This is a genomic window from Pantoea sp. K16, from assembly GCF_048452805.1.
GTDB classification, from domain to species: Bacteria; Pseudomonadota; Gammaproteobacteria; order Enterobacterales; family Enterobacteriaceae; genus Pantoea; species Pantoea agglomerans.
Genome location: NZ_JBLWNV010000001.1, coordinates 186,987 through 212,640, shown reverse-complemented (window position 1 = coordinate 212,640; position 25,654 = coordinate 186,987). Strand labels below are relative to the sequence as shown.

Sequence of the window (25,654 nt, the reverse complement as noted above, 5' to 3'; positions counted from 1 at the left end):
TTCATTCCTTTCAGTCTGCCTGCTCCAGCGGCAGGAAGGTGTCAGCAAAATTGTCGGGCTGGTAGCCAGAGGCGGCAAACAGGTGCTCACGTGACTCATCAATCGCCGCCCGCAGTCGCGTGCTGTCCACGCCCAGCACCTTACCGTTCTGCTTAACGATGCGTCCGCCGATCATGACGGTGTCGATATTGCTGCGCTCGGCGGCATGAACCACCGTACCAAAGGCATTGCCGGACGGGTAAAGATTGATATCACTGGTATTAATCAGCACCAGGTCAGCCTGTTTGCCTGGCGTCAGGCTGCCCACTTTGTCCTGCATCCCTGCACAGGCCGCGCCATCAAGAGTCGCGGCTTTAAGGAGCTGCGCCGCCGGAAGCGTTTTCAGCGCATGTTCAGAATCGCAGCACTGCTGCTGATGCATGCCCATCACGCGCTGCAGGTAAAAGGCGACGCGCATCTCCATAAACATGTCGGTGCTGTACGACGTTTCATTGTCTACGCTCAGGCCAGGATTGATGCCATGACGCTGCGCGGCCTCAATGGCGAACATTCCGCTTTCGATGCCATAGTGCGAATCTGAGCGCGGGCAGACGTTCACCCGGACACCGGCTTCGCGCAGAATTTTCCATCCCTCGTCAGGCAGCGCCGTGCAGTGATTAAAAATATTGTCCGGACCCAGCAGCCCCTGCTGATGCAGTGATTTAAGTTCAGCTCCCATCTCCGCACCAAAGAACTCAGTGACAATCGACAATCCCAGTCTGCGGGCCTCGGCCCACAACTCCGGCTCCAGCTGCGCCATGACGGCGAGAGAGACCAGGCTTTCAGGGTTGTCGTTGAAATACTTGTCCTGCAGACGCTGCCAGTTTCCCGGCCAGTGCGCTTTATCCCATTCGCCAGCTACCGGTGCGCCGGAAGCATGAATGGCACGAATGCCGGTATCAAGCAGGGCCTCGACGGCGGCATCGGAATGCGCTGCGGTTCGGCTGTTGTGCGAGTTATCGATCATCGTGGTGATGCCCGCGTCAATAGCGCCAAGCGCCGTCAGCAGGTTGCCAACATAGATATCGGCAGGACGGTAATATTTAGCGAACGAGAAGTGTGTGGCATTGCTGTAGTCGTCCAGGCAGGTAGCGTTTGGGTTAATGCGGCGCAGCTGTCCTTCCCATGCGTGACGATGAGAATCGACCATTCCCGGCATGGCGATCATGTTAGTGGCATCAATGACATGCGCACCCGGTACATCAAGGTTCTGGCCAACGGCGGTAATCGTTGAGCCGTTGATGAGAATATCGCCACGCTCAATGTTACCGACGTTCTCGTCCATGCTCAGTATCGTCGCGCCACGAATCAACGTAGCCTGTAAAGTGACATTCTGATTGTTAACAATATTTCTGATGTAGTCGGTCATTAAACCTGCCTCTTTCCTGATTAATGGGGAAACGATACGTCACGTAATTACCCTGAAAAAGATGCTTAAAGCGTTTTCATAATTCATAATTAGCGAATAATCAGACTCACTTTTACCCAGGAGCAGGACGATGGATCGGATTCAGGCTATGCAGGTTTTCACGCGGGTTGCTGAAGCCGGGAGTTTTGTACGCGCGGCAGAAACCCTGTCGCTGCCTTCTTCCACCGTCACCAGCACGATTAAAAACCTGGAGAAATACCTGCAGGTGCGTCTGCTGAACCGCACGACAAGGCGGGTCAGCCTTACTCCTGAAGGCCTGCAGTATCTGGCGCAATGCCGGGAGATCCTGTCGCTAATTGAACATAGTGAATCCAGCCTGACTGAATCCATCAGACGCCCTCAGGGGCGGCTGCGGGTTGATATGCCTGGTGGAATTGCCCATTTCATCGTCATGCCCAATCTGAAAGACTTTTACCGGCATTATCCGGATATTTACCTGATGATTGGTGTCAGCGACCGGCAGGTCGATCTTGTTCAGGAAGGAGTGGATTGCGTCATCCGAACCGGGGAATTAACTGACTCCACACTGGTTGCCCGTCCGCTTGGCCGGTTTCGCTGGGTAACCTGCGCCTCTCCGGACTATCTCAGGGAGTATGGTGTCCCTGAGACGCCGGAAGCGTTGTCGCAGCATCGGGCGATTCATTACTTTTCCGGTTCGGTAAGGCGCACTAATGAACTGCGTTTCACACGAGGCACTGAGCCCTTCTCTGTTCAGGTTGAGGGGGATGCAGCCGTTAACGAAACGGGACTCTACATCAGACTGTGTCTTGAAGGTTTTGGGCTGGCACAGCTTGCTGAGAATGTGATTTCGGAGAATCTGCAACAAGGCAAACTGATCGAAGTTCTGGCGGACTGGCAGCCACCCTCCGTGCCGGTGACGATGCTCTATCCGCATCAGCGTTTTCTCTCTCCTGCCGTGCGTGCTTTTGCTGACTGGGTTGCCGGACTTTTCAACGAAGGAGCAGGTGAGAAACGGTCTTCCCGGTAAAAGACGGCTCCGGTAACAGGTAAACGCTTCAGAACGACAATTAATAGCATCCTCAGCAGAGAAACCGATCGTTTCCCCTGCTGTGTCAGCTAATTCACCCCGGCTGCTGTACAGGTTCCAGGTGAGCGTTTCGTCCGGCAGCCATTCCGGTGCAGGCACCTGCGACTGCGATTGCTGCGGTTATCAGTAATGGTACCGTCCAGCCTCCGGACAACTCCTGTACTTTGCCCAGCAACAGCGGACCCATCGCCGCCATCAGATAACCGACACTCTGCGCCATGCCTGACAACGCGGCAGCATCACCGGCGTTTTTAGTACGCAGCCCGATGAAGGTCAGACCCAGCATCATGCTGGCACCTGAGCCAAAGCCGAGAAGCGCAGCCCAAAGCATCGCCAGATTCGGCAAATACAGGATGCCGATAAATGACACCCCGGTTAACAGGCTGACGCCAGCAGCAGCTAATTTCTGATCGTTAAGACGACGCAGCGTGGCTGCCAGAATCAGGCCGGGAATGGCGGTGGTAAGCTGAAGGATGCCATGTACCTCACCAGCCTGAGCTGAAGAGAGTCCACTGTCCGTAAGAATGGCTGGCAGCCAGCCGACAGCAACATAAAACGGCATCGCATTCAGGCCCATAAACAAGGTGACCTGCCATGCCAGAGGCGAGCGCCACACCGCGACGGTCGCCGCTTTTTTCTCACCCGCTACTGGCAGCTGATGCTTCTTCTTTAACTGGGGCAACCATAAAAGCAACGCAAGCAGCGGTGCTAAAACCAGCATGGCTAACGCGATGTTCCAGCCCCAGATCTGCGTCAGAGGAATGACAATGGCAGAGCCAATGGCGCCAGCGGCGCCCATGGTGATGGAATATGCCCCTGTTACGGAAGCCACGTTGCCAGAAAAGTCACGCTTTATAAGGCCAGGCAGCAGGACATTGCCCAGAGCAATCCCGATACCTATCAATATGGTTCCGCCATAAAGCGCCCAGACACTGCCTGTGGAGCGAAGCAGGATACCCCCCGAAATCACGGCCAGGGCACCAAAAAGGGTGCGCTCCAGACCGTACTTCCGGGAAATTGATGCACTCAGGGGAGAAAATGCGGCAAATGCCAGTAAAGGCAGTGAGTTAAGCAACCCAACGGCAGTGATACTTAGCCCAAAATCATGGCGAACGGACTCTAAAACGGGTGCGATAGCGGTAAATGGAACTCGCAGGTTAATGGCAATAAAAAGGATGCCGGTCGCAAGTATGATTGAAGACCACCTGTTCGTAGTGTAGGACATAAATTTTGCGTTCTCTGGTAAAAAGAAAGACTTTAAAGGACGCATGAGTTACACAATATAGATAACCTGACAACATATAACTAAATCATGCCAGTTAATAAAAAACCGGTGACCTCACCGGATGAGTTTAATGCCGATGCTTTCAGTCAGGCTGCTATCGCGCTGCATGTATCATCGTCAGGCGAGTATGCAGGTCAGAGTCCGCACGCTCACCGTAAGGGACAACTTATTCTCTCTTTGCGCGGTGCAGTGAGCTGTAAGGTTCAGGATGCGCTGTGGCTTGTTCCACCGGGACATGCTGTCTGGGTTCCGGGAAAAATCCCCCACAGTTGTCGGGTCACGAAGAATGCAGACACCTGCTTTTTATTTATTGAGCCCGGCGCGGCAGCGATGCCGGAAACCTGCTGTACCCTTGCTATTACTCCTCTGGTCCGCGAGCTGGTTCTTTTTCTGGCAGAGCAGGAACATGCTTATTCGCCTGACAGTAAAACCGCGAGGCTGGCAGCGGTGCTGCTGGAACATATACCGGATGTGCCGGTTAAAGCGCTCCACCTGCCTGTATCCGACCATCCTAAAATCCGGAATATGGCTGAGGCACTTTTTAATGATCCTGATGACCGGAGAACGCTAAAGCAGTTGGCTGCGCATCTGGCTACCAGCGAACGATCTCTGGCCAGGCTGATAAAAGATGCGACAGGAATGAGCTTTGGTCGCTGGCGTCAGCAACTGCATTTAATGGTTGCGCTGAGCCATCTGGCAGAAGGCCAATCCGTGCAGCACGTAGCCGGAACGCTGGGATATGATTCGGTCAGCGCGTTTATTACAATGTTCAGGAAAGCGCTGGGTAAATCGCCGACACAATATTTTTCGTCCCTAAACTAATGCAACCCAACACAAACCGGATTTTTACAAAGAACGCCAGCGTCCGCTTTTCGCTCATAGCGGACCCTGGCCTGCCGTCAGTCCGCTTTGTGCCAGAAGCGGACATCAATGCATCCTTAAGAGATGACAAAACCTGATTAGCGATTATTTATTTCCTGAGCCTTTAAGAAAGCGGGGCGACTCGTTGCTCTTGATATGTAGCTATCAAGCTCTTCGGTGATTTCCAATCCGCACAGTTTTGCCCATAACAACGTATGAGAAAGAAAAATATCGGCCAGTGTAAAGTTGTTACTCGCAATCCATGTTTGAGTTGGGTTAAACCTAATCTGAGAGATAACTTTATCTGCTTCCTTACTGAGGTAATTCATTAAATCTGGGGAACGTTGATTTTCGGGAGTGAAGACAACATGTTTGAGCAGACTCCAGACGGGGGCTTCCAGATCGGATAGCGTGAAGCTTAACCACGAATTAACGGAGGATTTTTCTTCAGCAGTTGCGGGATAAATAGAGATGTTTTTATGTTGTTCACACAGGTAAATACAGATCGCTAAGGTTTCACTGATTGACACTTCACCATCGGTCAAAAAAGGAACTTTTCCCAATGGATGGGGTGATTTAACCTCAGAAGCAGGGTTCAAAAGATCGACTCTGATAGACTCGTAATTCACTCCCATTTCTTCAAGAGCCCAGAGTACTCTTAATGATCGGCTTTTGGGGTAAGTATAGATCTTCATTTCAATATCCCTTTGTTGTGAAAACAATTTTATAAGGCAAGTGGGTAGCTCATGTCAAAATTTCTGCTCCTCGCTCATACCGAATCTTGGCCTGCATTTAGTCCGCTTTGTGCCAGAAGCGGACATCGGATAATAATTTATGTTAATATTTAGAAGAAGAACATTCAGCCATAATAACCTCCTGAATTACAGTCATTAATTTTCATTTATGCAGCCTTAAAATCAAATCTATTTTTGCACTTTTAATTTTACAGTCATGGGAAGATTCCTGGCAGGTTTGCCCTTTTCAAAACGCCATTTTGAAACGGCTGTTATTACAGCATCATCGAACAAGTGGTCTGGTGTAGACTCGATAATTCTCATCTGACTTACCCTGCCTTCTGCATCAACGTCAAAGTTAAACTTAACCATACCTTCTATCCGGTTCTTAGCCGCATAGTATGGGTAAACGGGTCGATCTTGTCGAAGGGGCTTGGGTTGTTCAACTTTAACAGGTGAATAAGTAGTACATGCATTGAGTACAAGAACAGCCAGAATCATCATAAACCCATACATAACAATATCCTTTTGTTGATAAACATTATCATTATACTTAAAAATCAACGGAAGGACATTTGCTGAAATCATCGAATATCGCGTTATAATCCAAAAAAACAGTGGATATAACCCCAATAAATCCTGCTCCCGTCTTGCTGCAAACTAGTCATCCGCTCCTCGCTCATAGCGGACATATCCTTCATAACACATGACCTACAATGAACACTTCAAAGAAACCGCTGCAGGCAGCCACCTTATTCAATACGCGGGAAGAGTCGTTAACGATTGAAGGGTAATAAACCTATTAATGTGGGCGAAGGCAAGTAAGCCAGGACGGCATAGAACAGAATAAGATTCGTATCGGAAACCCTGACAGCTAAGCATTACGCTCTAATGCAGCAGATTTACCTATTAACCAGCCGACCAGAAAGCGCTGTTACCTGTCTGGTCGGCTGGAGAGGGCGGTTCAGACTACCGGACTTTCGTTTTTCAGTGGTTCTGCCAGTACATTTAATATGTTACTGGCCGCGACGGTACCCATCTTCACGTAGGAGTTATCGCTGACGCCGCCGATGTGTGGCGACAGAATCACATTTCCAACACTCTGCCAGATATGCGGCGCAGTCAGGGGTTCTGTGGCAAAACTGTCCAGTGCGGCCCAGGCGACAGTGCCATTATCCAGCGCGGCTAACAGCGCTTCTTCATCAATGAGACCACCGCGCGCCGTGTTCACCAGGATGGCGCCTTTTTTAAACAGAGCCAGTTTCTCAGCGTTAATCATCTGGCGCGTCTGTTCGGTTAACGGGCAGTGCAGCGAAATGACATCTGCCTGTTGCAGCAGGTCGTCAAGTGAGGAGGATTCACACTCATCGGGAAAGGTTCTGGCAAAAGGATCATAAGCGAGCACCTTCATGCCAAAAGCACGGCCAATGCGGGCAACACGACCGCCTATGGCACCAAGCCCTACCAGACCCAGCGTTCTGCCCTCCAGCTCCACCGACTTATGGGTCGATTTGTCCCAGTGTCCCTGGCGCATGCGCTGATCAAGCGGTATCACCGATTTTGCACAGGCTAAAATTAACGCCCAGGTATGCTCGGCCACGGCCGCTGCGTTGGCCCCCGGGGCTGACTGAACACTGATATGACGTTCAGCCGCCGCCTTTTGGTCGATAACGTCAATGCCGCTGCCGTGTTTGGAAATAACCCGCAGGTCAGGCGCGGCATCCATAATGCGGGCGTTGATTTTTCCGTATCGGACGATAATCGCCACAGGATTATGCTGCTGGCAGAGCTGGAACAGGCTATCTTCGCTGGGCTGTTTGCCGGCATAAACAATGCTGAAGTCACTAAGCAGGTTTACTGCCTGCGGTGCCAGGTCATTACCCGTCACCAGGATTACGGGAGAAGAGGTTGTCATCAGAGCGTCTCCCCATCGTCCAGCATGCCAGCGGTTTGCAGGGCTTTTTCTAACCACGGCGCGCGAAGGTCGCCATCACGAATGGCTGCAATACGGCTGGTCTCGAAATCGAGTTTTTTCTGTGCCAGTTCGAGCAACGCAGGAACGTCTTCACGCGGCAGAACCACCACGCCATCAATATCCCCGATGACGAGATCGCCTGGCTGAATGGCTGCGCCCGCCACAGAAACAGGGTAGTTGACCCGTCCCGCAATGGACTTGGTCGGGCCGCAGGGATTCAGGCCCGCAGAGAAAACCGGAAAGCCGTTCGCGCTCAGTGCATCGGCGTCACGCACCGCACCATCAATAATAATTCCGGCGATGCCGGAGGCTTCTGCCTGGGTGGACATTATCTCACCGATTAATGCACAGCTGATATCGCCTTTGCCATCGACCACAATGACATCGCCCGGCTGGGCAATCGCCAGCGCGGCGTGGATCGCCAGGTTGTCGCCCGGTCTCACCTCGACAGTGATAGCCGGTCCGGCGACTTTCATTGTGGGGGACACAGGTTTTACGCGACCGTGCAGCGTTCCGCGTCGTCCGGCAACATCAGCAAGGATCGCCGCCTGAAACTGAGCAGCCTGTTTTACGCGCTCTGGTGCGATACGGATAATGTCGCGATTGATGAAGGTATTCTCTGCATGGGGCATAGATTTATCCTCTTTGTTTTACCAGGCACAACTAAGTTGTACAATATAAAACTACTATATCGATGTTAATTGAGTTCGCACCAGTGTTAAGCATTCATTTGTGATGTAAATACGATGTGAATCACAAATTGCGCGGTAAACTGCCTGCCGTCGCAAACAGGAGGACGTACCGATGGGGAATGAAGGCGTAATTGCCGTAGAAAAAGCGCTGGCGCTGCTGGATTGTTTCAGGCCTGGTGAGGAATCACTGACGCTGACCGCGCTGGCGCAGCTTTCGGGGTACCATAAAACGACAGTTTATCGTCTGATGAACTCACTTGAGCGCATGAACTATGTCATTCGTCGCGACAATGGCGTTTATACCCTGGGGCCAAGACTGCTTTATCTGGGCAAGCTCTATGAACAATCCTTTCATCTGGCCAGTATCGTTCAGCCTGAACTTCATGCACTGGCGACTGCGACAGGCGAAAGCGCCACATGGTATGTGATTGAAAACGGTCAACGACTCTGTCTTTTCAGAGCGGAGCCCTCTGAAGGATTGCGTGAAACACGTCTTCCCGGCACTTATCTGCCGCTGGATAATTCGGCCATCGGGCAGGTGCTTCGTTACTGGGGGCTGAATGAACCTCTGTTTGACTCTGTACCTGAACTCCCGCTGTTCACGTCAGGTATCCGCGATCCGCATATCGCGGCATTCTCCGTACCGGTGTTTGGTGAAGGTAACAAACTGCTCGCGGCGCTGGCATTAACCGGTCCGGCTTCACGCCTGACGCAGTCGATGCGCGACAGTGAGATGGGAAAACTGATGAAAGAGGCAGCATGCAGGCTTTCGGTAAAATCAGGCGCACATAAAGTGATGTGTGATAACGTTTATAAAATTTAGTCGTCTTGCTTTGCTGTGACCGGAACGTTTCAGTTGCCGCATCCGTGCTGCGTTTTACGGTTTGCGGGCGGGAACCGATGGAGTATCGCTAAATGACTAACAGCACGCTGGCGTGCCTGATTATGGGATCATGAAAGCCTCCGCGCCTTAAGTTGAGGCGAAAGATCACTCCACCTCTGACATCTCTTGCTAAGCCCTCTTTGTGCGAGGCTTTTTACACCCGGATTTTACATCAGGTGTTAAAAGACTCGCAGCCTCATGAAAATTTCCCCGCTTTACTGCCACAACATGAATTTCCTTCATGTTCGTTGAAATTTAATCACTTTTTTTCAACCGGGTGTTGAGGCATAAAGTAAGAATTGTTAATAACTTTGAGTCATATGAATAGTTGTAAAGGGATAGCCACGCTGGATAACCCTTAAAAGCAACAACGCATATCAGCGACCAGGATACCCGATAGCGATGAACAACTTAGCCTTTACCCTCAAGCGCATTCGTTTCGACGAAAACTATAATCCTTCGAAAAATACGCGGGCGACGACTAACTTCGCTAATTTAGCGCGCGGCGAAAAACGTCAGGAAAACCTGCACAACGCCCTGGTGATGATCGACAATCGTTTCAACTCTCTGGCGCACTGGGACAATCCAAAGGGCGACCGCTACTCAGTTGAACTTGAGATTATTTCTGCTGAGCTGAATCTTCGTCCCGGAAGCAGCGACGAAACGTTCCCGGCGATTGAGATTTTAAAAACGCATATCGTGGATCATAAAACCGTTCAGCGCACCGAGGGGATTGTCGGCAATAACTTCTCTTCCTATGTGCGTGATTATGATTTCAGCGTGGTTCTGTCAGAACATAACAAAGGTCAGACTGAATTCAGCCTGCCGGATGATTTTGGTCAGCTGCATGGCAATATTTTCAAAAGTTTCGTGAACTCAGCGGTCTATAAAGAGAACTTCAGTAAATCGCCGGTTATCTGCCTGAGTGTATCGAGCAAAAACACCTACGTGCGCACCGGTAATCAGCATCCGGTATTGGGCATTGAATATCAGCAGGATGAACCTTCCCTGACTGACTTCTATTTCGGAAAAATGGGTCTGAAAGTGCGTTTCTTCATGCCGCAGGGCAGTGTTGCGCCGCTGGCTTTCTATTTCCACGGTGACCTGCTCAGCGATTACACCAATCTCGAGCTGATCAGCACCATCAGCACCATGGAAACTTTCCAGAAGATCTATCGCCCTGAAATTTACAACGCGAATTCTGCTGCGGGACAGTGCTATCAACCCACGCTGCAGCATCAGGATTATTCGTTAACCCGGATTGTTTACGATCGCGAAGAACGCAGCCGCCTGGCTGTCGAACAGGGTAAGTTTACTGAGACGCATTTTATTAAGCCGAATCAGACACTTCTCGCGCAATGGTCTGCTGAATTCGTTCTTTGATTAATTAAATATAGAAGGTCACCTGCTATGAAAACCTTATTACCGACATCTACTGCTGGCAGCTTGCCTAAACCCTCCTGGATTGCGCAGCCAGAGGTGCTCTGGTCACCCTGGAAACTGCAGGATGAAGAGTTAGTCGACGGCAAAAGAGATGCGTTGCGTCTGTGTCTGGACGATCAGGTTCGGGCCGGTATTGATATCGTCAGTGATGGCGAGCAGACCCGTCAGCACTTCGTGACGACGTTTATTGAACACCTCAGCGGTGTGGATTTTGAAAAGCGTGAAGTGGTGCGAATCCGTAATCGCTATGATGCGAGCGTCCCGACCGTGGTGGGTGAAGTCTCACGTCAGAAACCCGTATTTGTTGAAGATGCGAAAATCCTGCGTAAGCTGACCGATCGTCCTATTAAGTGGGCGTTGCCGGGTCCGATGACGATGATCGATACCCTTTATGACAATCACTATAAAAGTCGCGAAAAGCTGGCCTGGGAATTCGCAAAGATTCTGAATCAGGAAGCCAAAGAATTAGAAGCCGCTGGCGTGGATATTATTCAGTTTGATGAACCTGCGTTTAACGTCTTTTTCGACGAAGTGAATGACTGGGGCATCGCCGCGTTAGAGCGCGCCATCGAAGGTCTGAAGTGTGAAACCGCGGTTCATATCTGCTACGGCTACGGCATTAAAGCGAATACAGACTGGAAGAAAACTCTGGGTACAGAGTGGCGTCAGTACGAAGAGGTCTTCCCTAAATTACAGCGTTCAGCTATCGATATTGTCTCACTGGAGTGTCAGAACTCGCGGGTTCCGATGGATCTGATCGAGCTGATTCGCGGTAAGAAGGTGATGGTCGGTGCCATCGATGTGGCAACCCATACCATCGAGACACCTGAAGAAGTGGCGAATACGCTGCGCAAAGCGCTGCAGTTTGTGGATGCTGAAAATCTCTATCCTTCAACCAACTGCGGCATGATTCCACTGCCGCGTCAGGTTGCCAATGGCAAACTGCATGCGTTAAGTGCGGGCGCTGAGATTGTCCGCAGAGAGATTCTGGGGAAATAGTCCTCACTCCTGCACACTTCACAGGCTCAGTCCGGACCGCATCATGCGGCCAGTTTTCGGGAATTTTCCGGACTGATCTCATCCGAATTTGTACTTTCTAAAGCGGTGGTCAAAAGAGTTTTCTGCAAAACGGATTACTATTATCACCATCCGCTCCCATCTCTGATCACGAGCATCTTTATATTTATCTATCATTTCTTAAATACATATCCCTAAAGCGTTTGTGTATCGACACCCTGTTTTCGGTAAATCTTTTCAGAAAATGAAGGCTGCTCATGGAAGACTGGCGCTGTGGCTGTTTTCCCTCTCAGGTCCATTGATTGACGAGCTGCCAGAAAAGAGCCGCAGGCTAGGTGACGTCACCAAATCGAATTTTCAAAATGACCCGCTTTTCCTGATGCGATGCAGGATAGCAGGATAGCAGGATATTATTTCAGAAAAGGTTTATCCTCTCATTAAGACTTAAGCAGATATATTAACTACATAGTAATAAACGAATAGTCATCGCCTGACGACTTTTACTGCTGCACATGATGTTCCCGGTGCCGGAAATCCGAAAACTTGATTTTATATAGCAGTCACACGGTCATACTATGAACGTTAACTAATACCATCAGTATGGCGCGCTACCAATAATCGGGATAAGCCGACATTCATTTGCTTTCTGCAAGGCGTTTACCGTGCTGTCTGCGTCTGATTCAGAGTTTAGATGGGAAAATTAAAATTTTCCGTTGCAGAAAAAGATGCTGCTCAATAAAAAAATTTTATTTATTGAAAGTCGATCAAAATCCCCAGCTAATAATAAATCAGCTGAACACGCTTCAAGCAGATTATCATAAAAAGTATAGGCTAACCAGAGTTAGCTAATTTTTGGTATTTTAACAATCTACTACTTAGTAAGTAATAATGAGATAATCAGAAAAATATAACTATATTAATGAGAACATATATAGGTTACAGAACCTCTATCTTTAACAATGACATCACCATCTGGCGATGCATAAAAAGAGAGGTAGTAAGTTGAGTCTTTACTGAGCATTTTTTTAAACGTAATATCTTCTGGCACCGTATCGTTATTTTTCTTAACGGTCTGACCGTAGGTGATAGATTTCACTTTAGCTCCCTGAATTCTATAAGGCATGTCGGAATTAAGGATGTATTCTTTATCGCCGTTTATAACGGTTCCACGATATGTTGATAAACCACTTCCATCGCTATAGTTGAAGCCAATGAAGGAGGCGTAAATTCTATATCCATCCGGATATGCCAGGGTTAGCTCAGACGAGCACGTGTAAATGAGCTTGGTGCTTTTAAAATATGCATAATTAATGCTCGCCGAGAAAATAACCGATGCACAAACTGACCAAACGAAAAATTTATTTGATTTCAACATTTCTTAGCCCGCCAGATGTTTAATAGTCTCACAGGAGTTTTTTTTCTCATTACGAGAGCAGATGCCAAGTGTATATTCTGCGAGTAGCCCAGAGCGAAGAAAGTTACCCTGAAAATAAATGCTTTTATTACCGTTTTTGCAATTAATTTTATTTACATCAATAACATGCAAGGCCTTATCTCTGAGTTGTGCGATGTCATATCCAGCACTCCTGTTAATAATGTAAATCCGGCAGGCTTGAAAATCGAAAGAATCATAAAGGCTTAGTTTTTGTATGCTGAATTCCTGTACATGCTGAAGGTAAAGGCTCCCCATTCCTATAAGGAGTATGAAAGGCAGGATTAACCAGCGATAATTATGAAAAGTTCTATCAGCTCTGTTTTCCTCCACAACAACATGCATACCCGGACTTCCATCTGAAGCTTTCTCACTCTGTAAATCAGGCACAATGTATTCAGGGGAATTTAAAGTTGACTCGGAGCCTGAAAGTGTCGGGCCAGGTAATCTATTATTTTGGCCGCGATTCAACTCAAATATATCAACATCTGCGACAAGTTTAATGCCTATTTTTGGCACGGTAATAATTATATTCTTGCTGTGGCCAAGAGTAGCAATTGCTTTTCTCAGTTCGCTGACTGCCATGTAAACATTGTTATAAGAAGAGGTATAGCCATAATCCTCCCATACTTTTTGAAGAAGCTCATCACGCGTGGAAATTTCGTTAACATTACGTATCAGCTCATCAAGTAATCGGGAAGCTGCATTCGATATAAGTATGCTATTCCCATCATGTAAAACCAGGCATAACTCATTGGTTGCGGGTATAAACTTTATACTTTTATTCAAAATAAAATACATAAATACTCCTTGTGAATTCACTCAACTCGCTGAAATCACTGATACATATCTTCTGGGACAAGTCAGTCATCCGGGAATGTGCCTTTACAGATGCATTAATACTATCTTTTTCTTATGCTAAAAACACCCCCGGATATTCGAATAATCTTTTAAATATCATTTATGCGGAATTTTTGTCTTTATTATTGCCTTTTAGTGAAACAAATACCCAATCAAGCTTAAAAAAGTGAGAATTATCTCACTCAAAGTGCCGAGAAAATGATGCTGAAGATTGTAGTGGAGAAGGGTTAACCAGGACCAAGTTTTAAACCATCCTCTATTCGACTGTTTTCACTATCTGAAATGTATAAGCACGACATAGCTATTTAATAAAGGGGAAGTCTCTTCTTCTAATAGATATTCGGTACAAATTATTAAGCCTGTTAAAAGATAAGGAGCACTCAAAATGGAGTTTATGAATGAATTGATTTTATGGCCAGACTCAAACTTTTACCTTAAAACAGGTCTTTGTGCCCTTGAATCATTATGTATAAATAAAGGCGTCAGGAAAGAGTACTTGTTTGTTGATTTTTCATGTCTCAATATCAGATGCTTTATTAATGATAAATGGATTATCCTGCTAAAGAAAGCTAAAAGAAAAATAATACTCATCTGTGACAGCGTACTGGAGCCTTTAGCTGAATACTGGAGAATCCGTGAGAGAAAGATTAGCGCTGTGATTTACAGTGATTTTTCTCTGGAAAAAACAATCGGAGTTTTTAATGCGGCTCATTATATTTCACATATTCCTTCAGATAAGAAAATTAACAGATTGGATAAAGTTGAAATAAAATATATTAATCTCTCATTGAAGGGGTTAGATCCGATGTGTATTTCTAAAGCACTGTACTTACCAATTAAAAAGGTTTATCAGCTCAAGCCGATGATAAGCCGAAAGTTGGGTAGAGATATAACGAAAGTATTATTCAATCAATGCCCGCCCGTAATTAAGTAGCTCAATAAGTCGCTAATAACTTCATCAGGTGATTACAGCCATGCAAAATTCATTGAAAAGAAAAAAAGCAATATTTTTTATTGTCGCCTCTATGTCTCCCCCTGTTGGGGCAGATGTTATATTCGACGGGGATGTTAATCAAAAAAGTAGTAGTGAATCATTTTCATCCTATGAGGGGGACATAATCGTTGGTGATAAAGATACTTCGGGAGACCACATGTTCCCCTCAGGCACTTTGAAAATCGATAATGCATCCGAGGTTTACGGTAGTCAGAGCCTTTATATTGGTAAGGGGGAAGCGTCCAGTGGCAGATTTACTATCAAAGAGGCATGGATAAATGTACAGAACAGTTTCAGAGTTGCTAACGGGAAGGGATCATATGGTGAAATGAACATTCTGGATGGAGCCGGGATTATGGCTTCTGGATCGGGCTCAAGCATTGGCGGCGGGGCTGGCTCTACAGGTATCGTACATGTTGCAGGACTTAACTCAGTATGGAGAATACCTTCGGGAACATTAGTTGTAGGCGAGAACGGAACAGGCAGACTCTATATCAGCCCTGGCAGTGAAGTGACGACACTAACGCTTCGAGTCGCTAATAGAAGTGGTTCTAAAGGCATTATCAATGTCGACGGCGGTGCACTTAAAGTCTGGGGATCTGATTCAATAGGTTATGCCTATGTCGGAGTTAATGGCATAGCTGAGCTGAATGTATTCAATGGGGGAACAGTAACTAATAAATATACGAAAATTGGAGGGGAAGGGGGGGGCGGTATTATTAATGTTTCAGATGCCGGTTCTAGTTTCTTAAGCCACAGGTTTATGACAGTTGGTGCCGAAGATAATGGTACCGGCCTGGTTGCTGTTGAGAATGGCGGAAAGCTATTTATTGCATCATACCCTCCTTCGCCTGAAGGAGGATCTCTTATTATTGGAGGTGCTGCTGGTGCAACAGGAAAAGTACATATCACAGGTTTAAATTCGGGGATATATGCTGTAAATGAGAAGACGATTATAGGCAAAGCTGGCAGAGGAAACCTTATCCTTCAAAAGGAAGGAGAATTAGAAAGTGCTGGTATAGTGATTGCTCAGCAGAGTGGTTCAACGGGCGTGTTTGATATTGGTGCTCCTGCAAGGCTATCTGCTGTTTCTGCGGGCAAGCTAAATCCTGATGCTACGATCAGCTTTGGAGAGGGTGAAGGCAGGCTAAATTTTAACCATACTGAAAGTGAATACCTGTTTGCAAATCTCATTCAGGGTAAAGGTACTGTTGAAAATAATAATGGTACGACTGTACTCACAGCACCAAATACGTGGGAGGGTGCTACTAAAATTTCAGGTGGTATTCTGCAGGCGGGCACAGAAAATACCTTCAGCCCTAATGCTACTTACGATGTGGGATCCTCTGGCACATTAAATCTCAATGGCTATAACCAAACGATTGGCAGCCTGACAAATGCCGGCAAAGTAATCGTGTCGGCTAATCAGCCTGGAACAACCTTGAAAGTAAATGGCAATTATATTGGCAATAACGGCTTACTCGTTTTAGGTACAGCGCTGGGAGGTGATGATTCAATTTCCGATCGGCTCCTTATATCAGGAGATACCACCGGCACTTCCCGCGTTGCTGTAACTAATCTCGGTGGAAACGGAGCGCAAACCCTCAATGGAATCGAACTGATCACTGTAGGCGGCAAGTCATCAGGGAAATTTGTCCAGCAAGGCCGAATCGTTGCTGGAGCATTTGAATATCATCTGACCCGAGGGAAGAACGACGAAACATCAAACTGGTATTTATCTAACTATAAAGATGATGTCGGTGGTAGCGGGTCTGGTGGAGACAACGAAGGAAACGGTATAGATTCAGGTAGCAATGAAGCTGGTAGCGGGTCTGGCGGAGGCAACGAAGGAAACGGTATAGATTCAGGTAACAATGAAGATGGCGTCGGTAGTGCAGGCAGCGGCAGTAACGAAGGTCAAAATGGCGACTCAGATAGCGGAAGCCACGAAGGGAATATCGACGGCGGAGTCACTGAGAGCGGTGAAGACAATGCAGGGATTGATGCTAATAAAATCCAGCTTCTTCGCCCGGAGGGGGGCGTTTATTCAGCCAGTTTGATCGCCGCTGACACTATGTTCCGCTCAAACCTGAGCGACAGGCTTGGGGAAACGGAATATACAGATAACATTACAGGCGAAGATAAAAGCACCAGTCTATGGATTAAAAACAGGGGTAGTCATTCCCGTTATACCGATAAATCAGGACAGCTGAAAACCCGATCCAATAGTTACACGCTATTAATGGGGGGGGATATGGCAAGATTTAATTCAGATAATGGCTCCTCGTTACGCATCGGTGCGCTGGCAGGATATGGCTACAGCCATATACGTTCCGGTTCCATATTGTCAGGTTATAGCGCGCGAGGCATCGTTAAGGGGTACACGCTTGGTCTTTACTCTACCTGGTTCGGTGATGGTTCAAGCGAACATGGTCCTTACTTTGATGCTTTGCTGCAATACAGCTGGTTTAATAACACAATTAATGGTGAAGGACTCAGTGCTGAGAAATATGATTCTAAAGGCCTGAACACCACCTTCGAGACGGGTTATGTAATTGCTATGGGTAACTTAGGTCGTCATGAAGAATTGAACTGGTACGTTCAGCCGCTGATCAGTGCTACATGGTCTGGTATTCGTAGCGATACACACCACGAATCTAACGGCACAGAAATACGAGGTGATGGAAATGACAATATCACTACCCGGCTAGCATTGAAGTCTTTCCTTAAAGGTCATAGTAATCTGGATGAAGGAAAACAGCGCAATTTTAAGCCATTTGTTGAAACATCATGGATACATAATACAGAATTACGTGGCATCACCATGGATGGCGTTACTGTTAGTCAGGCTGGCACCCGAAATATTGGGGAGCTAAAACTTGGCGTTGAGGGACGAATTGCTCCGGAACTTAACCTGACCGGCTATGTATCACAGAAAATGGGAGGTAAGGGGTATTCTGAGTCGCAGGCTATGTTAGGCCTGAAATATAGTTTTTAAATCAGAAAAGCTCTATTACAGTAATCAGATTGTTGATTCATAGGAACTATACAATCTGATTACTGGTTTCCTGTTCGTATTAGTTATTTTCCTGCACTATCTTTAACACTCCCTATGCCGACTAAAATGCTTCTGCAATTTATAGCACAATAATACTCAGGGTTGAATAAACTCCTGAGTGTTAAATCAAGGAGAATCTACAGCAGGCATAACAAAACCAACCTTTCCCGGAACCGTTCTAAGGCACTTCCTTATCTTCCCTTTAACCAAATGCAATACAGAGACAATGCGAAAACCTGTGTTACGCCTTCCCAGCATATAAAGTACTTTTCAGTTCAGAATCAACCTGTCATATCAGAGTAATGTTCTTTATTTATCTTTATTAATAATATAAATCACTAAAATCAGTGATTTGCGTTAGGATGATTGCACCTTCTGAGAGACATAGATTCATCTGCAAAACCTCTGAATGGAGCAGTTAATGAAACATTTAATAAAACCAAATCTGTGTTGCATACGCTGTTCGCGCAAATGCCTTATTACACCGTACACAGATGTACTCATAGGTAGATGTGAAATTCAGAAGTTCACTGTATGGCCGGGTAATAATAATTATTTAATTGAGGGGTTGAAATCTTCATTCCCACAGAAAAAAGAAAGCACTCTACTGCGAAATATCGTTTTTGTGGATTTCTCTATCTATAACTTGCGATATTTCACTAACAGTTATTGGCTGGAGAACCTGAAGAAAACCGGGTTGGTAATCATCCTTGTTTGTGATGATAAAATGATATCACTTGCTAATTTCTGGTCCGAGAACGATATGTCTGTAAATAAAATGCTTCACCGGGGGAGTAACATCGATAATATCAATGAGGTCATTTGCAGTAATCGTATCCACACGGAGGGAGGTGAAAATAAAAGAATTGTTTCGCTAAATGAAAATGAAATGAAATTTCTCGATCTGACATTTCAAGGTTGTGCGCTTTCAGCCATGCCCAAGGTAATGTCCCTTGGCAAAAAGAAAGTTTACAACATAAAGCAATCTATCCACCGCAAAATGGGCGCTGATCTTCATCAGCTCATTTGCATCTAATAGACTTTTAAAGGTAATAAAGAAATGAAAATTAAATTAAATAAAGCATGCCTTTCCCTGTTTATTTGTGGAGCGCTGTCCGCCGGATCAGCTTATTCTGCTTCAGATAACACAATCAATTTCCAGGGAGAAGTATCTGATGAAACCTGCTCCGTTACAGTTAACGGCAATGCAGCATCGCCTGTAGTTTTAATGCCGACAGTGAGTAAATCTGATCTTACAACAAGTGGCGCTACTGCGGGACTTACAGCATTTACAGTAGGACTTAGCGGTTGCACGGGTGATAGCACCGCATCTACCAAGATTTCTACAGTCTTCATTGGTAATAATGTAAGTTCCTCTGGCAATCTGATTAATAGTGGTACAGCGCAAAATGTTGAAGTTCAGCTGCTGGACACTAAGGATGCCGTCATCGATCTTACAAGTGGTTTTAATGGTAGCGGCGATTTGACTCTTGAACCTGGTGTTACTGAAACTTCAGCAGATTATAGTGCACAATATTATTCTACAGGTGGTACTACCGCAGGTACTGTTGCGGCTTCGCTCCAATATGCAGTGACTTACCAGTAATTAATTATGATGCGCATTATATAATGCGCATCGTTTTTGCACTGAGAAAAAAGAATGAAAAAACTCAATCCTACTAATTATTGTGCTCGTGCGATATTTTTAATTTTATCGTTATTAACCAGTCATGCATACGGCAGTGTTACTATTTTAGGAAGTAGGATAATTTATCCAGAAAAATCTGGTTCGGTGGATGTACTGTTAAAAAACAATGACGATATTCCTTATGTCATTCAGACCTGGTTTGATGATGGAGATACTGATTCTCAACCGCAAAAACAAAATAATGCGATTTTTATTTCATCACCTCCTGTATTTCGTATTCAGCCACGCTCAGGTCAAATCATCAGAGTGATCTTTTCATCCAGTAGAAAATTAGCAACCGACAGGGAGACGCTTGGGTGGTTCAATATGCTACAGATACCACCTTCAAATCTGGATGATTCGAAAAATAAAAACGCTATGTTAGTTATAGTTCGAAATCGAATAAAAACATTTTACAGGCCTGCTGCTATCGGTAACCCCGGGAATATTCTCAAAAACCTGAAGTTAACTTATGTGTACGATTTAAAAAAAGGAGGTGGCGTTGAAATTGAAAATCCACAGCCATGGCATGCATCAATCGTTGATATTAAAGCAAATATTAATAGTGGAACCTATAAAAGTGATGCTGAGATGATTCCACCGTTTTCAAAAAAAACGTTTTGGTTCAACTCTTCAAAATTGCGTCCTAACGACAGTGGCGAAGTAATCGTAGCAGCGATTAATGATCAAGGAGCAAGATTAAGTGAAAGATATAACATTAATCACAAATAATAAAAAACTTGCTATATTCTCATTTATTTTTACTTTCTGCACTTCCAAAGTAGGTCATTGCGATGATTATTTTTTTGATTCATCTATGTTCAAAGGTACTGCCTATGGGAAAAATATTGACCAATTTAACCATGATACAACGCCTTCAGGTAATTATATTGTTGACATCTATCTGAACGGGAATCTTGTTTCATCCCAGGAAAAAGTTAATTTTACTGAAAGTCACGATAGTAAAGGTGCACAGCCCTGCCTGACACCACAACAAATGCAGAAACTTCAGTTAAAAATCACTGATAAAGACATAGCCACTCATGCGTGCAGGAGCCTGGTAAAATGGTCTGAAAAGGGAGGCTGGGAGTTTGATCAAGCCTCACTTCGTTTACAACTCACGATCCCCATGACGGAGTTAAATAGAAAACCCCGAGGTTACATACCTCCATCAGAGTGGGATAAAGGAATTACAGCGTTATTTTTTAGACATAATACTAACTTTACATGGACCAATAATACTGATTCTGATTTTGAATATAAGTACCTTTGGAGTGGCATTACAGCAGGCACTAACTTAGGCAAATGGCAACTGCGTCATCAAGGAAATTTTCGTTATATTGATGCCAGCACGGGCAGCAGTGCATATGATTATAACTCTGTTAGAACATGGATACAGCGTCCACTTGAAAATTTTAATAGTCAGATTTCCATTGGTGACAATTACACTGATAATTCTCTGTTTGGCAGTTTATCTTTTAATGGGATTAAACTGGCCACCGACGAAAGAATGTGGCCGCAGGGTAAGCGCGGTTATGCCCCTGAAGTGCATGGTGTTGCATTATCAAACGCCCGTGTGGTTGTTAAGCAGCTTGACAAGGTAGTTTACGAAGTAAATGTTCCACCCGGCCCATTCATTATTGATGATTTATATAACACGCGCAGCCAGGGTGACCTTAAAGTTGAAGTTATCGAGGCAAATGGTAAAAGTTCTACATTCATTGTCCCGTATTCTTCAGTCCCTGATTCTGTTCGTCCAGGCACCTGGCATTATTCGGTTTCATTAGGCCGCGTAAGACAATTTTATTCAGTTGAAAATGAATTTTTTGAGGGGATTTTGCAGAGAGGCTTAAGCAACAGCATTACCGGAACGGCTGGCTCCAGACTGGCTAAGGACTATCAGGCATGGCTGGTTGGGGGAGTCTGGTCAACCAGCGCGGGAGCAATTGGCGTTAATAGTACTTTTTCAAATGCAAAAGTCGAAAATGATGAGACTCTGAGAGGGTGGCGAGGAGAAGTTAGCTACAGCAAAACATTCCAGACTAAGACCAATTTAGTTCTTGCTGCCTATCGTTACTCTACCAGCGGATTCAGGGATCTACAGGATGTACTTGGTGTAAGACGTCAGAGTCACTCGAATATTGATTACTATTCCGATACGTTGCATCAGCGGAATCGTCTGTCTGCCACAGTTAGTCAGTCCATGGATAATCTTGGTTTACTTAGCCTGAGTGCGAGTACTTCTGACTACTATAATAATCAATCACGCATCACTCAGTTACAATTAGGCTACAACAATAACTGGAAAAAAATCAGTTATGGCTTAAATTTCGGACGACAAAGAACATCCTGGAACTATAGCAGAAGTCGTCTCGATTTTGATAAAAATCAGGATGACAGTCGACGTGAAAAATACACCGAAAATACGTTTTCTTTTAATGTTTCTGTACCGCTGGACTGGGGTAGAAGCCTTTCCTCTGTTTCATATAATTATAATCAATCAAAGGAAACCCGCTCATCCATTGTTTCTACTACAGGATCGCTTGGTGAAAACAGGGAACTTTCATACTCAGTATATGCAGGCACAGATCATGCGCGTAGTTCATCAGATGAAGATACAACAACATTTGGTGCCAATATGCAACAGAATAGCCGCATAGGTAGCTTACGTGCAAATTATGGTCAAGGTGATCACTACCGACAGGCTGGCTTAGGAATGAGTGGAACAGTGTTGATTCATAAAGGTGGCATCACGGCAGGGCCTTACACTAATGATACTTTCGCTCTGATTCATGCAGAAGGTGCGGAAGGCGCAGAGGTTCAAAATGGTCAAGGTGCTGTGGTAGATAGTTACGGATACGCAATTTTACCTTCACTAACGCCATATCGCACAAACGATGTAAGTTTGAATACTTTGAAAATGAATTCTGATGCAGAATTAAGCGGCGGAAGCAAGCGAGTCGTTCCCTATGCGGGTGCTATTGCCAAAGTTAACTTCTCCACTATAAGGGGAAAAGCACTCCTTATTAGCCTTGTTACTGAAGCAGGCGATACGCCTCCTATGGGTGCTGAAGTTCATGATGCAGAAAGTAATTTAATAGGTGTCATAGGGCAAGGTGGGCAGCTTTATGCAAGGGTACCGAATAATTCAGGAACATTAAGAGTTGACTGGGAAGATAATGAAAAGAAACGTTGTCTGGTCAGTTATCAGCTTGATAGATCCATGAATGAGTCAATTATTCATCTCAATCGCACGTGTAAAAAGGCGTAGATTATGAAAAAAGAAAAAATGATTATTTCATTATTATGTTCTTTTTTTGGTTTTAGTTTTCCTGCTTTGTCTAATTGCATAAAAGTAACAAGTACATCATCTCTTTCTGCTCAGGCGATATCAGCAGGATATACCGCATCGCCATGGACTGGGGCGTGCGATACTTGCTCTGGGAATTTAGGTTTACCTTCAGTAGTCAGCCTTAGCAGTGGTTCTTTCCAGCCATCAGGTACTCTTCTGGCGAGTTCTGTTGCTAGCTTTATTAACTCAGCAAGCAATAAAAGTTACAGCCCAAACCAGATTCTTTTCAGATGTGAACTTAATGACAGTGATAGTCTCTATGAAATGTATGCTACAAATGGTGATAGCACATATGCTGGCAGAAATGCTGCATCAGAATTAGACGGCGCGTATTTCGATGTGGCTAAAAATGTCGCTGTGCGCATGACAAATGTGGCGACGGGTGAGTATTACAGCCGGTTCTGGAAAGCCAGAAGACTCAATGCTGATAGCTGGTATTCTGATGAAAAATATATCTATGTACCTGCAAGTGCTTTCAGTGATGTCTTATACGAAATGTTTAAAATCGATGCGACTAATTATTATATGAATGGTGCCAGCAGATATGTCGATCTTATGACACAGCCGCGTGGCTACATAGCTTTTAAGGGACCAGGTCTCGCGACTAACAACCTTTCTCCTGGTCAGGATAGCGCCAGTAACTTCCCAGGATTCTATGATATATGGCCAGCTGCGTGGAGTACTTATAAAGATGTTACTTACATCCGTGGGGCGCTTTGTGAGGTTTTAGATTATCCTTCACTGGTTATATTACCCCCGATTAGTGTTGGTGCATTACGTGGTGGCGGAAGTAGTCAGACCCCATTCAACATTAGTCTGCAATGTGATGCCGGAGCGGTTTCTGATACGAACAACTCAACAAGTACTTCAGCAAACGTAGCAATGGGTTTTTTAGTTAATCAGGCAAGTGCAGTTCGTCAGGCTAATAATCTTGGACTGGTAAATAGCGGTGGGGGTCTGACCTGGCTTCTTGACACTAATTATGGTAGTGGAGGTGTCGCGTCAGGGGTTGGAATAAAAATTTATGATAAAACTGGTACACCTATCAATCTTCTGCCTGAGCAAGGTAGTAAAGGTTCCGGTAATATCCGAGGCTGGTATGCCTATAAAGATCTTACCTCATTAGTATCTTCTGATTATGCAGAAATTTATAGTGGTGACTTTACTGCATCACTTGAAGCTATCAGCGGGCAGAATGTTTCGTCAGGTACAGTCAATGCGCAATTACAAGTTGTTATCAGTTTTCAGTAATGTTTTTATAGCCGCTACTTTTATTTTAAGCTTAGAATCTTTTGCAGCGGTTAATGTTGATAAAACACGTCTGATTTTTAATTCTTCAGATATGACTCAAACTATTAATCTATATAACAATAGTTCAAGTCCTGCTGTTGTTCAACTATGGACTGATGATCAGGATATCAATGTTTCTCCTGATGAAAGCAAAACACCGGTGATCGTGTTGCCGCCAGTATTGAAGATACTACCTAATGAAAAACGTTCTTTGCGTGTCATACTGACGGCCAGGAAAGAGTTGACGTCAGATCGTGAATCTCTTTATTGGTTAAATATTTATCAAATACCATCAATTATTAAGTCAAAAGACAGAGATATGAATAAGATCTTTTTCCCGTTGCGTTTGAGGTTGAAAGTTTTTGTCCGTCCTGCTCATTTAGGATCACCTTCATTTGATGATATGCAAAAGTTGAAGTTTTTAAAAAGAGGAGCTGAGTTAAGGGTTGTCAACCCTACCGCATGGTATGCATCCTTGAATGTCAGTATTCCTGGGTTCAAAAAAATAAATAAAATCATGATCGCTCCGCTTGCTGAAGCGTCAATCCAGACAGAAAGAGAAATAACACAAGATAAAATAAATTATGAAGTTATAGGTGATAGTGGCTTCTCTGATATGCATACTAAAAAAATCACTTCACTTTATGATTCTCTTAAATAAAATGCAATTAATAAGGCAACACTCGGAGGTTGTAATGCAAAATAATCTTTATCATGGTATGACTGAAACAGAACTGGATGAAGCTTACAACAATACTGCAATTGTCAAAGACTTCGATGGATTATTAAAAAAACTACAAGCGAGAAGTCGTGCGCTCTACAAAAAGTATCACTGGATCCGTGATCGGTCTTATGGCCGTAAGCCCCGGCAACGCTACGACTTTCTGTCATCTGGTATAAAAAACTCGCCTACTTATATTTTTATACACGGTGGGTATTGGACAAATTGTAATAAAGAAGATTTTGCCTTTATTGCGCAGGGACCTCACGCAAACGGCATGAATGTCATTCTGGCTGAATATACTCTTGCACCTGATGCAACAATGACAGAAATCGTTAATGAAATCGGGCACCTGATTAAGAAAATCAAAGACGATCAGGATTTTCTAGGGGTCCGCGATAGTCCGCTATACCTGGCTGGTCATTCCGCAGGTGGACATCTTGCCGCACTTTACCGCTCACATCATGCTATATCCAGGGTACATATGATCAGTGCACTCGTGGATCTTAATCCGATAAGTATGTGTTGGTTGCAAGATAAATTAAAGTTAACGCCTGTAGAAATAAAATTATATAGCCCACTTTTTCATCTGGAAAAAGGTGCTCCAACGCTGGTTTCGGTTGGTGGCGATGAGTTACCTGAACTTATAAGGCAGTCAAGCTGTTATGCAGACGAATTAGTCAGGATTGATAAATCAGTGAAAATGTTTACTCTTCCCATGGCAACCCATTTCACCATATTAGATGATTTAGCTAATCCTGATGGGTCTCTTATGAAGCAATTCATGACTCTGAAAAAACCGGGCACTCCTAAAATATACTAACTTATTAGGCTGTAGTGATAATTTCGGTTT

Annotated in this window: 22 protein-coding genes; 14 read left to right on the top strand and 8 right to left on the bottom strand. The window is 45.1% G+C overall.

Annotated elements, in window-relative coordinates; genetic code table 11:
- Window positions 1-10 precede the first annotated feature (10 nt).
- Window positions 11-1,408: an amidohydrolase family protein gene (locus tag ACK13D_RS00995; protein ID WP_010259087.1), complete on the bottom strand. Its 1,398-nt coding sequence runs from the start codon at window positions 1,406-1,408 to the stop codon at window positions 11-13.
- A 130-nt stretch (window positions 1,409-1,538) separates the two neighbouring features.
- Between ACK13D_RS00995 and ACK13D_RS00990 the strand changes: the two genes are divergently transcribed.
- The gene (locus tag ACK13D_RS00990; protein ID WP_010259086.1) at window positions 1,539-2,456 is read left to right on the top strand and encodes a LysR family transcriptional regulator; all 918 of its coding nucleotides are present in this window, start codon (window positions 1,539-1,541) and stop codon (window positions 2,454-2,456) included.
- 94 nt (window positions 2,457-2,550) lie between these two features.
- Here ACK13D_RS00990 and ACK13D_RS00985 read toward each other — a convergent pair whose 3' ends face one another.
- Window positions 2,551-3,741, bottom strand: a complete 1,191-nt coding sequence (locus ACK13D_RS00985) for an MFS transporter (protein ID WP_029519302.1) — start codon at window positions 3,739-3,741, stop codon at window positions 2,551-2,553.
- Between the two features lie 87 nt (window positions 3,742-3,828).
- On the opposite strand from ACK13D_RS00985, the gene ACK13D_RS00980 reads away from it, so the two are divergent.
- Window positions 3,829-4,623, top strand: coding sequence for an AraC family transcriptional regulator (locus tag ACK13D_RS00980; protein ID WP_418795432.1), 795 nt, complete (start codon window positions 3,829-3,831; stop codon window positions 4,621-4,623).
- 137 nt (window positions 4,624-4,760) lie between these two features.
- Here the strand turns inward: ACK13D_RS00980 and ACK13D_RS00975 are convergent, their stop codons facing one another.
- The 4 genes from ACK13D_RS00975 to ACK13D_RS00960 all read right to left on the bottom strand — a co-directional run bounded on the left by ACK13D_RS00975 (window position 4,761) and on the right by ACK13D_RS00960 (window position 8,003).
- Window positions 4,761-5,357 carry a glutathione S-transferase family protein gene (locus tag ACK13D_RS00975; protein ID WP_010261183.1) on the bottom strand — a complete coding sequence of 199 codons (597 nt, stop codon included), beginning with the start codon at window positions 5,355-5,357 and terminating at the stop codon, window positions 4,761-4,763.
- Window positions 5,358-5,585: 228 nt separating this feature from the next.
- On the bottom strand, window positions 5,586-5,984 hold the full coding sequence (locus ACK13D_RS00970) for a TonB family protein (RefSeq protein WP_346532476.1): 399 nt from the start codon (window positions 5,982-5,984) through the stop codon (window positions 5,586-5,588).
- A gap of 376 nt (window positions 5,985-6,360) precedes the next feature.
- On the bottom strand, window positions 6,361-7,311 hold the full coding sequence (locus ACK13D_RS00965; RefSeq protein ID WP_010247525.1) for a hydroxyacid dehydrogenase: 951 nt from the start codon (window positions 7,309-7,311) through the stop codon (window positions 6,361-6,363).
- Window positions 7,311-8,003, bottom strand: coding sequence for an RraA family protein (locus ACK13D_RS00960; RefSeq protein ID WP_010247523.1), 693 nt, complete (start codon window positions 8,001-8,003; stop codon window positions 7,311-7,313). The genes ACK13D_RS00965 and ACK13D_RS00960 overlap by 1 nt, the downstream gene beginning before the upstream one ends.
- Window positions 8,004-8,175: 172 nt before the next feature.
- Here ACK13D_RS00960 and ACK13D_RS00955 point away from each other — a divergent pair, with 172 nt between their 5' ends.
- The 3 genes from ACK13D_RS00955 to ACK13D_RS00945 all read left to right on the top strand — a co-directional run bounded on the left by ACK13D_RS00955 (window position 8,176) and on the right by ACK13D_RS00945 (window position 11,388).
- Complete coding sequence (locus tag ACK13D_RS00955) at window positions 8,176-8,886, top strand: IclR family transcriptional regulator (protein ID WP_010247520.1); 711 nt, start codon at window positions 8,176-8,178, stop codon at window positions 8,884-8,886.
- Window positions 8,887-9,348: 462 nt separating this feature from the next.
- Window positions 9,349-10,329: a DUF1852 domain-containing protein gene (locus tag ACK13D_RS00950; protein WP_010670700.1), complete on the top strand. Its 981-nt coding sequence runs from the start codon at window positions 9,349-9,351 to the stop codon at window positions 10,327-10,329.
- A gap of 27 nt (window positions 10,330-10,356) precedes the next feature.
- Entirely contained in the window at window positions 10,357-11,388 is a 1,032-nt protein-coding gene (locus ACK13D_RS00945) for a methionine synthase (protein WP_010670701.1), read from the top strand.
- 934 nt (window positions 11,389-12,322) lie between these two features.
- Here ACK13D_RS00945 and ACK13D_RS00940 read toward each other — a convergent pair.
- Together ACK13D_RS00940 and ACK13D_RS00935 are read right to left on the bottom strand one after the other, a co-directional pair.
- Window positions 12,323-12,781, bottom strand: a complete 459-nt coding sequence (locus ACK13D_RS00940) for a hypothetical protein (RefSeq protein WP_138919670.1) — start codon at window positions 12,779-12,781, stop codon at window positions 12,323-12,325.
- Between the two features lie 3 nt (window positions 12,782-12,784).
- Complete coding sequence (locus ACK13D_RS00935) at window positions 12,785-13,639, bottom strand: transcriptional regulator (protein ID WP_192073134.1); 855 nt, start codon at window positions 13,637-13,639, stop codon at window positions 12,785-12,787.
- Window positions 13,640-14,084: 445 nt separating this feature from the next.
- Here ACK13D_RS00935 and ACK13D_RS00930 point away from each other — a divergent pair, with 445 nt between their 5' ends.
- The 9 genes from ACK13D_RS00930 (at window position 14,085) to ACK13D_RS00890 (ending at window position 25,624) form a co-directional block, all read left to right on the top strand.
- The gene (locus ACK13D_RS00930) at window positions 14,085-14,633 is read left to right on the top strand and encodes a hypothetical protein (protein ID WP_010670703.1); all 549 of its coding nucleotides are present in this window, start codon (window positions 14,085-14,087) and stop codon (window positions 14,631-14,633) included.
- Between the two features lie 40 nt (window positions 14,634-14,673).
- Window positions 14,674-17,691: an autotransporter outer membrane beta-barrel domain-containing protein gene (locus ACK13D_RS00925; protein WP_010670704.1), complete on the top strand. Its 3,018-nt coding sequence runs from the start codon at window positions 14,674-14,676 to the stop codon at window positions 17,689-17,691.
- Window positions 17,692-18,172: 481 nt separating this feature from the next.
- Window positions 18,173-18,787 carry a hypothetical protein gene (locus ACK13D_RS00920; protein WP_010670705.1) on the top strand — a complete coding sequence of 205 codons (615 nt, stop codon included), beginning with the start codon at window positions 18,173-18,175 and terminating at the stop codon, window positions 18,785-18,787.
- Between the two features lie 24 nt (window positions 18,788-18,811).
- Complete coding sequence (locus ACK13D_RS00915; RefSeq protein WP_010670706.1) at window positions 18,812-19,357, top strand: fimbrial protein; 546 nt, start codon at window positions 18,812-18,814, stop codon at window positions 19,355-19,357.
- 54 nt (window positions 19,358-19,411) lie between these two features.
- Entirely contained in the window at window positions 19,412-20,170 is a 759-nt protein-coding gene (locus ACK13D_RS00910) for a fimbria/pilus periplasmic chaperone (protein WP_033778249.1), read from the top strand.
- Window positions 20,142-22,709: a fimbrial outer membrane usher protein gene (locus ACK13D_RS00905; RefSeq protein WP_413787408.1), complete on the top strand. Its 2,568-nt coding sequence runs from the start codon at window positions 20,142-20,144 to the stop codon at window positions 22,707-22,709. Before ACK13D_RS00910 ends, ACK13D_RS00905 begins: the two co-directional genes overlap by 29 nt.
- Before the next feature lie 18 nt (window positions 22,710-22,727).
- Entirely contained in the window at window positions 22,728-24,041 is a 1,314-nt protein-coding gene (stbD, locus tag ACK13D_RS00900) for a fimbrial usher protein StbD (RefSeq protein ID WP_233267966.1), read from the top strand.
- Window positions 24,007-24,741, top strand: a complete 735-nt coding sequence (locus ACK13D_RS00895; protein ID WP_418795424.1) for a fimbrial assembly chaperone — start codon at window positions 24,007-24,009, stop codon at window positions 24,739-24,741. Before stbD ends, ACK13D_RS00895 begins: the two co-directional genes overlap by 35 nt.
- Before the next feature lie 34 nt (window positions 24,742-24,775).
- Window positions 24,776-25,624: an alpha/beta hydrolase gene (locus ACK13D_RS00890; protein WP_192073132.1), complete on the top strand. Its 849-nt coding sequence runs from the start codon at window positions 24,776-24,778 to the stop codon at window positions 25,622-25,624.
- The last annotated feature ends 30 nt before the right edge of the window (window positions 25,625-25,654 follow it).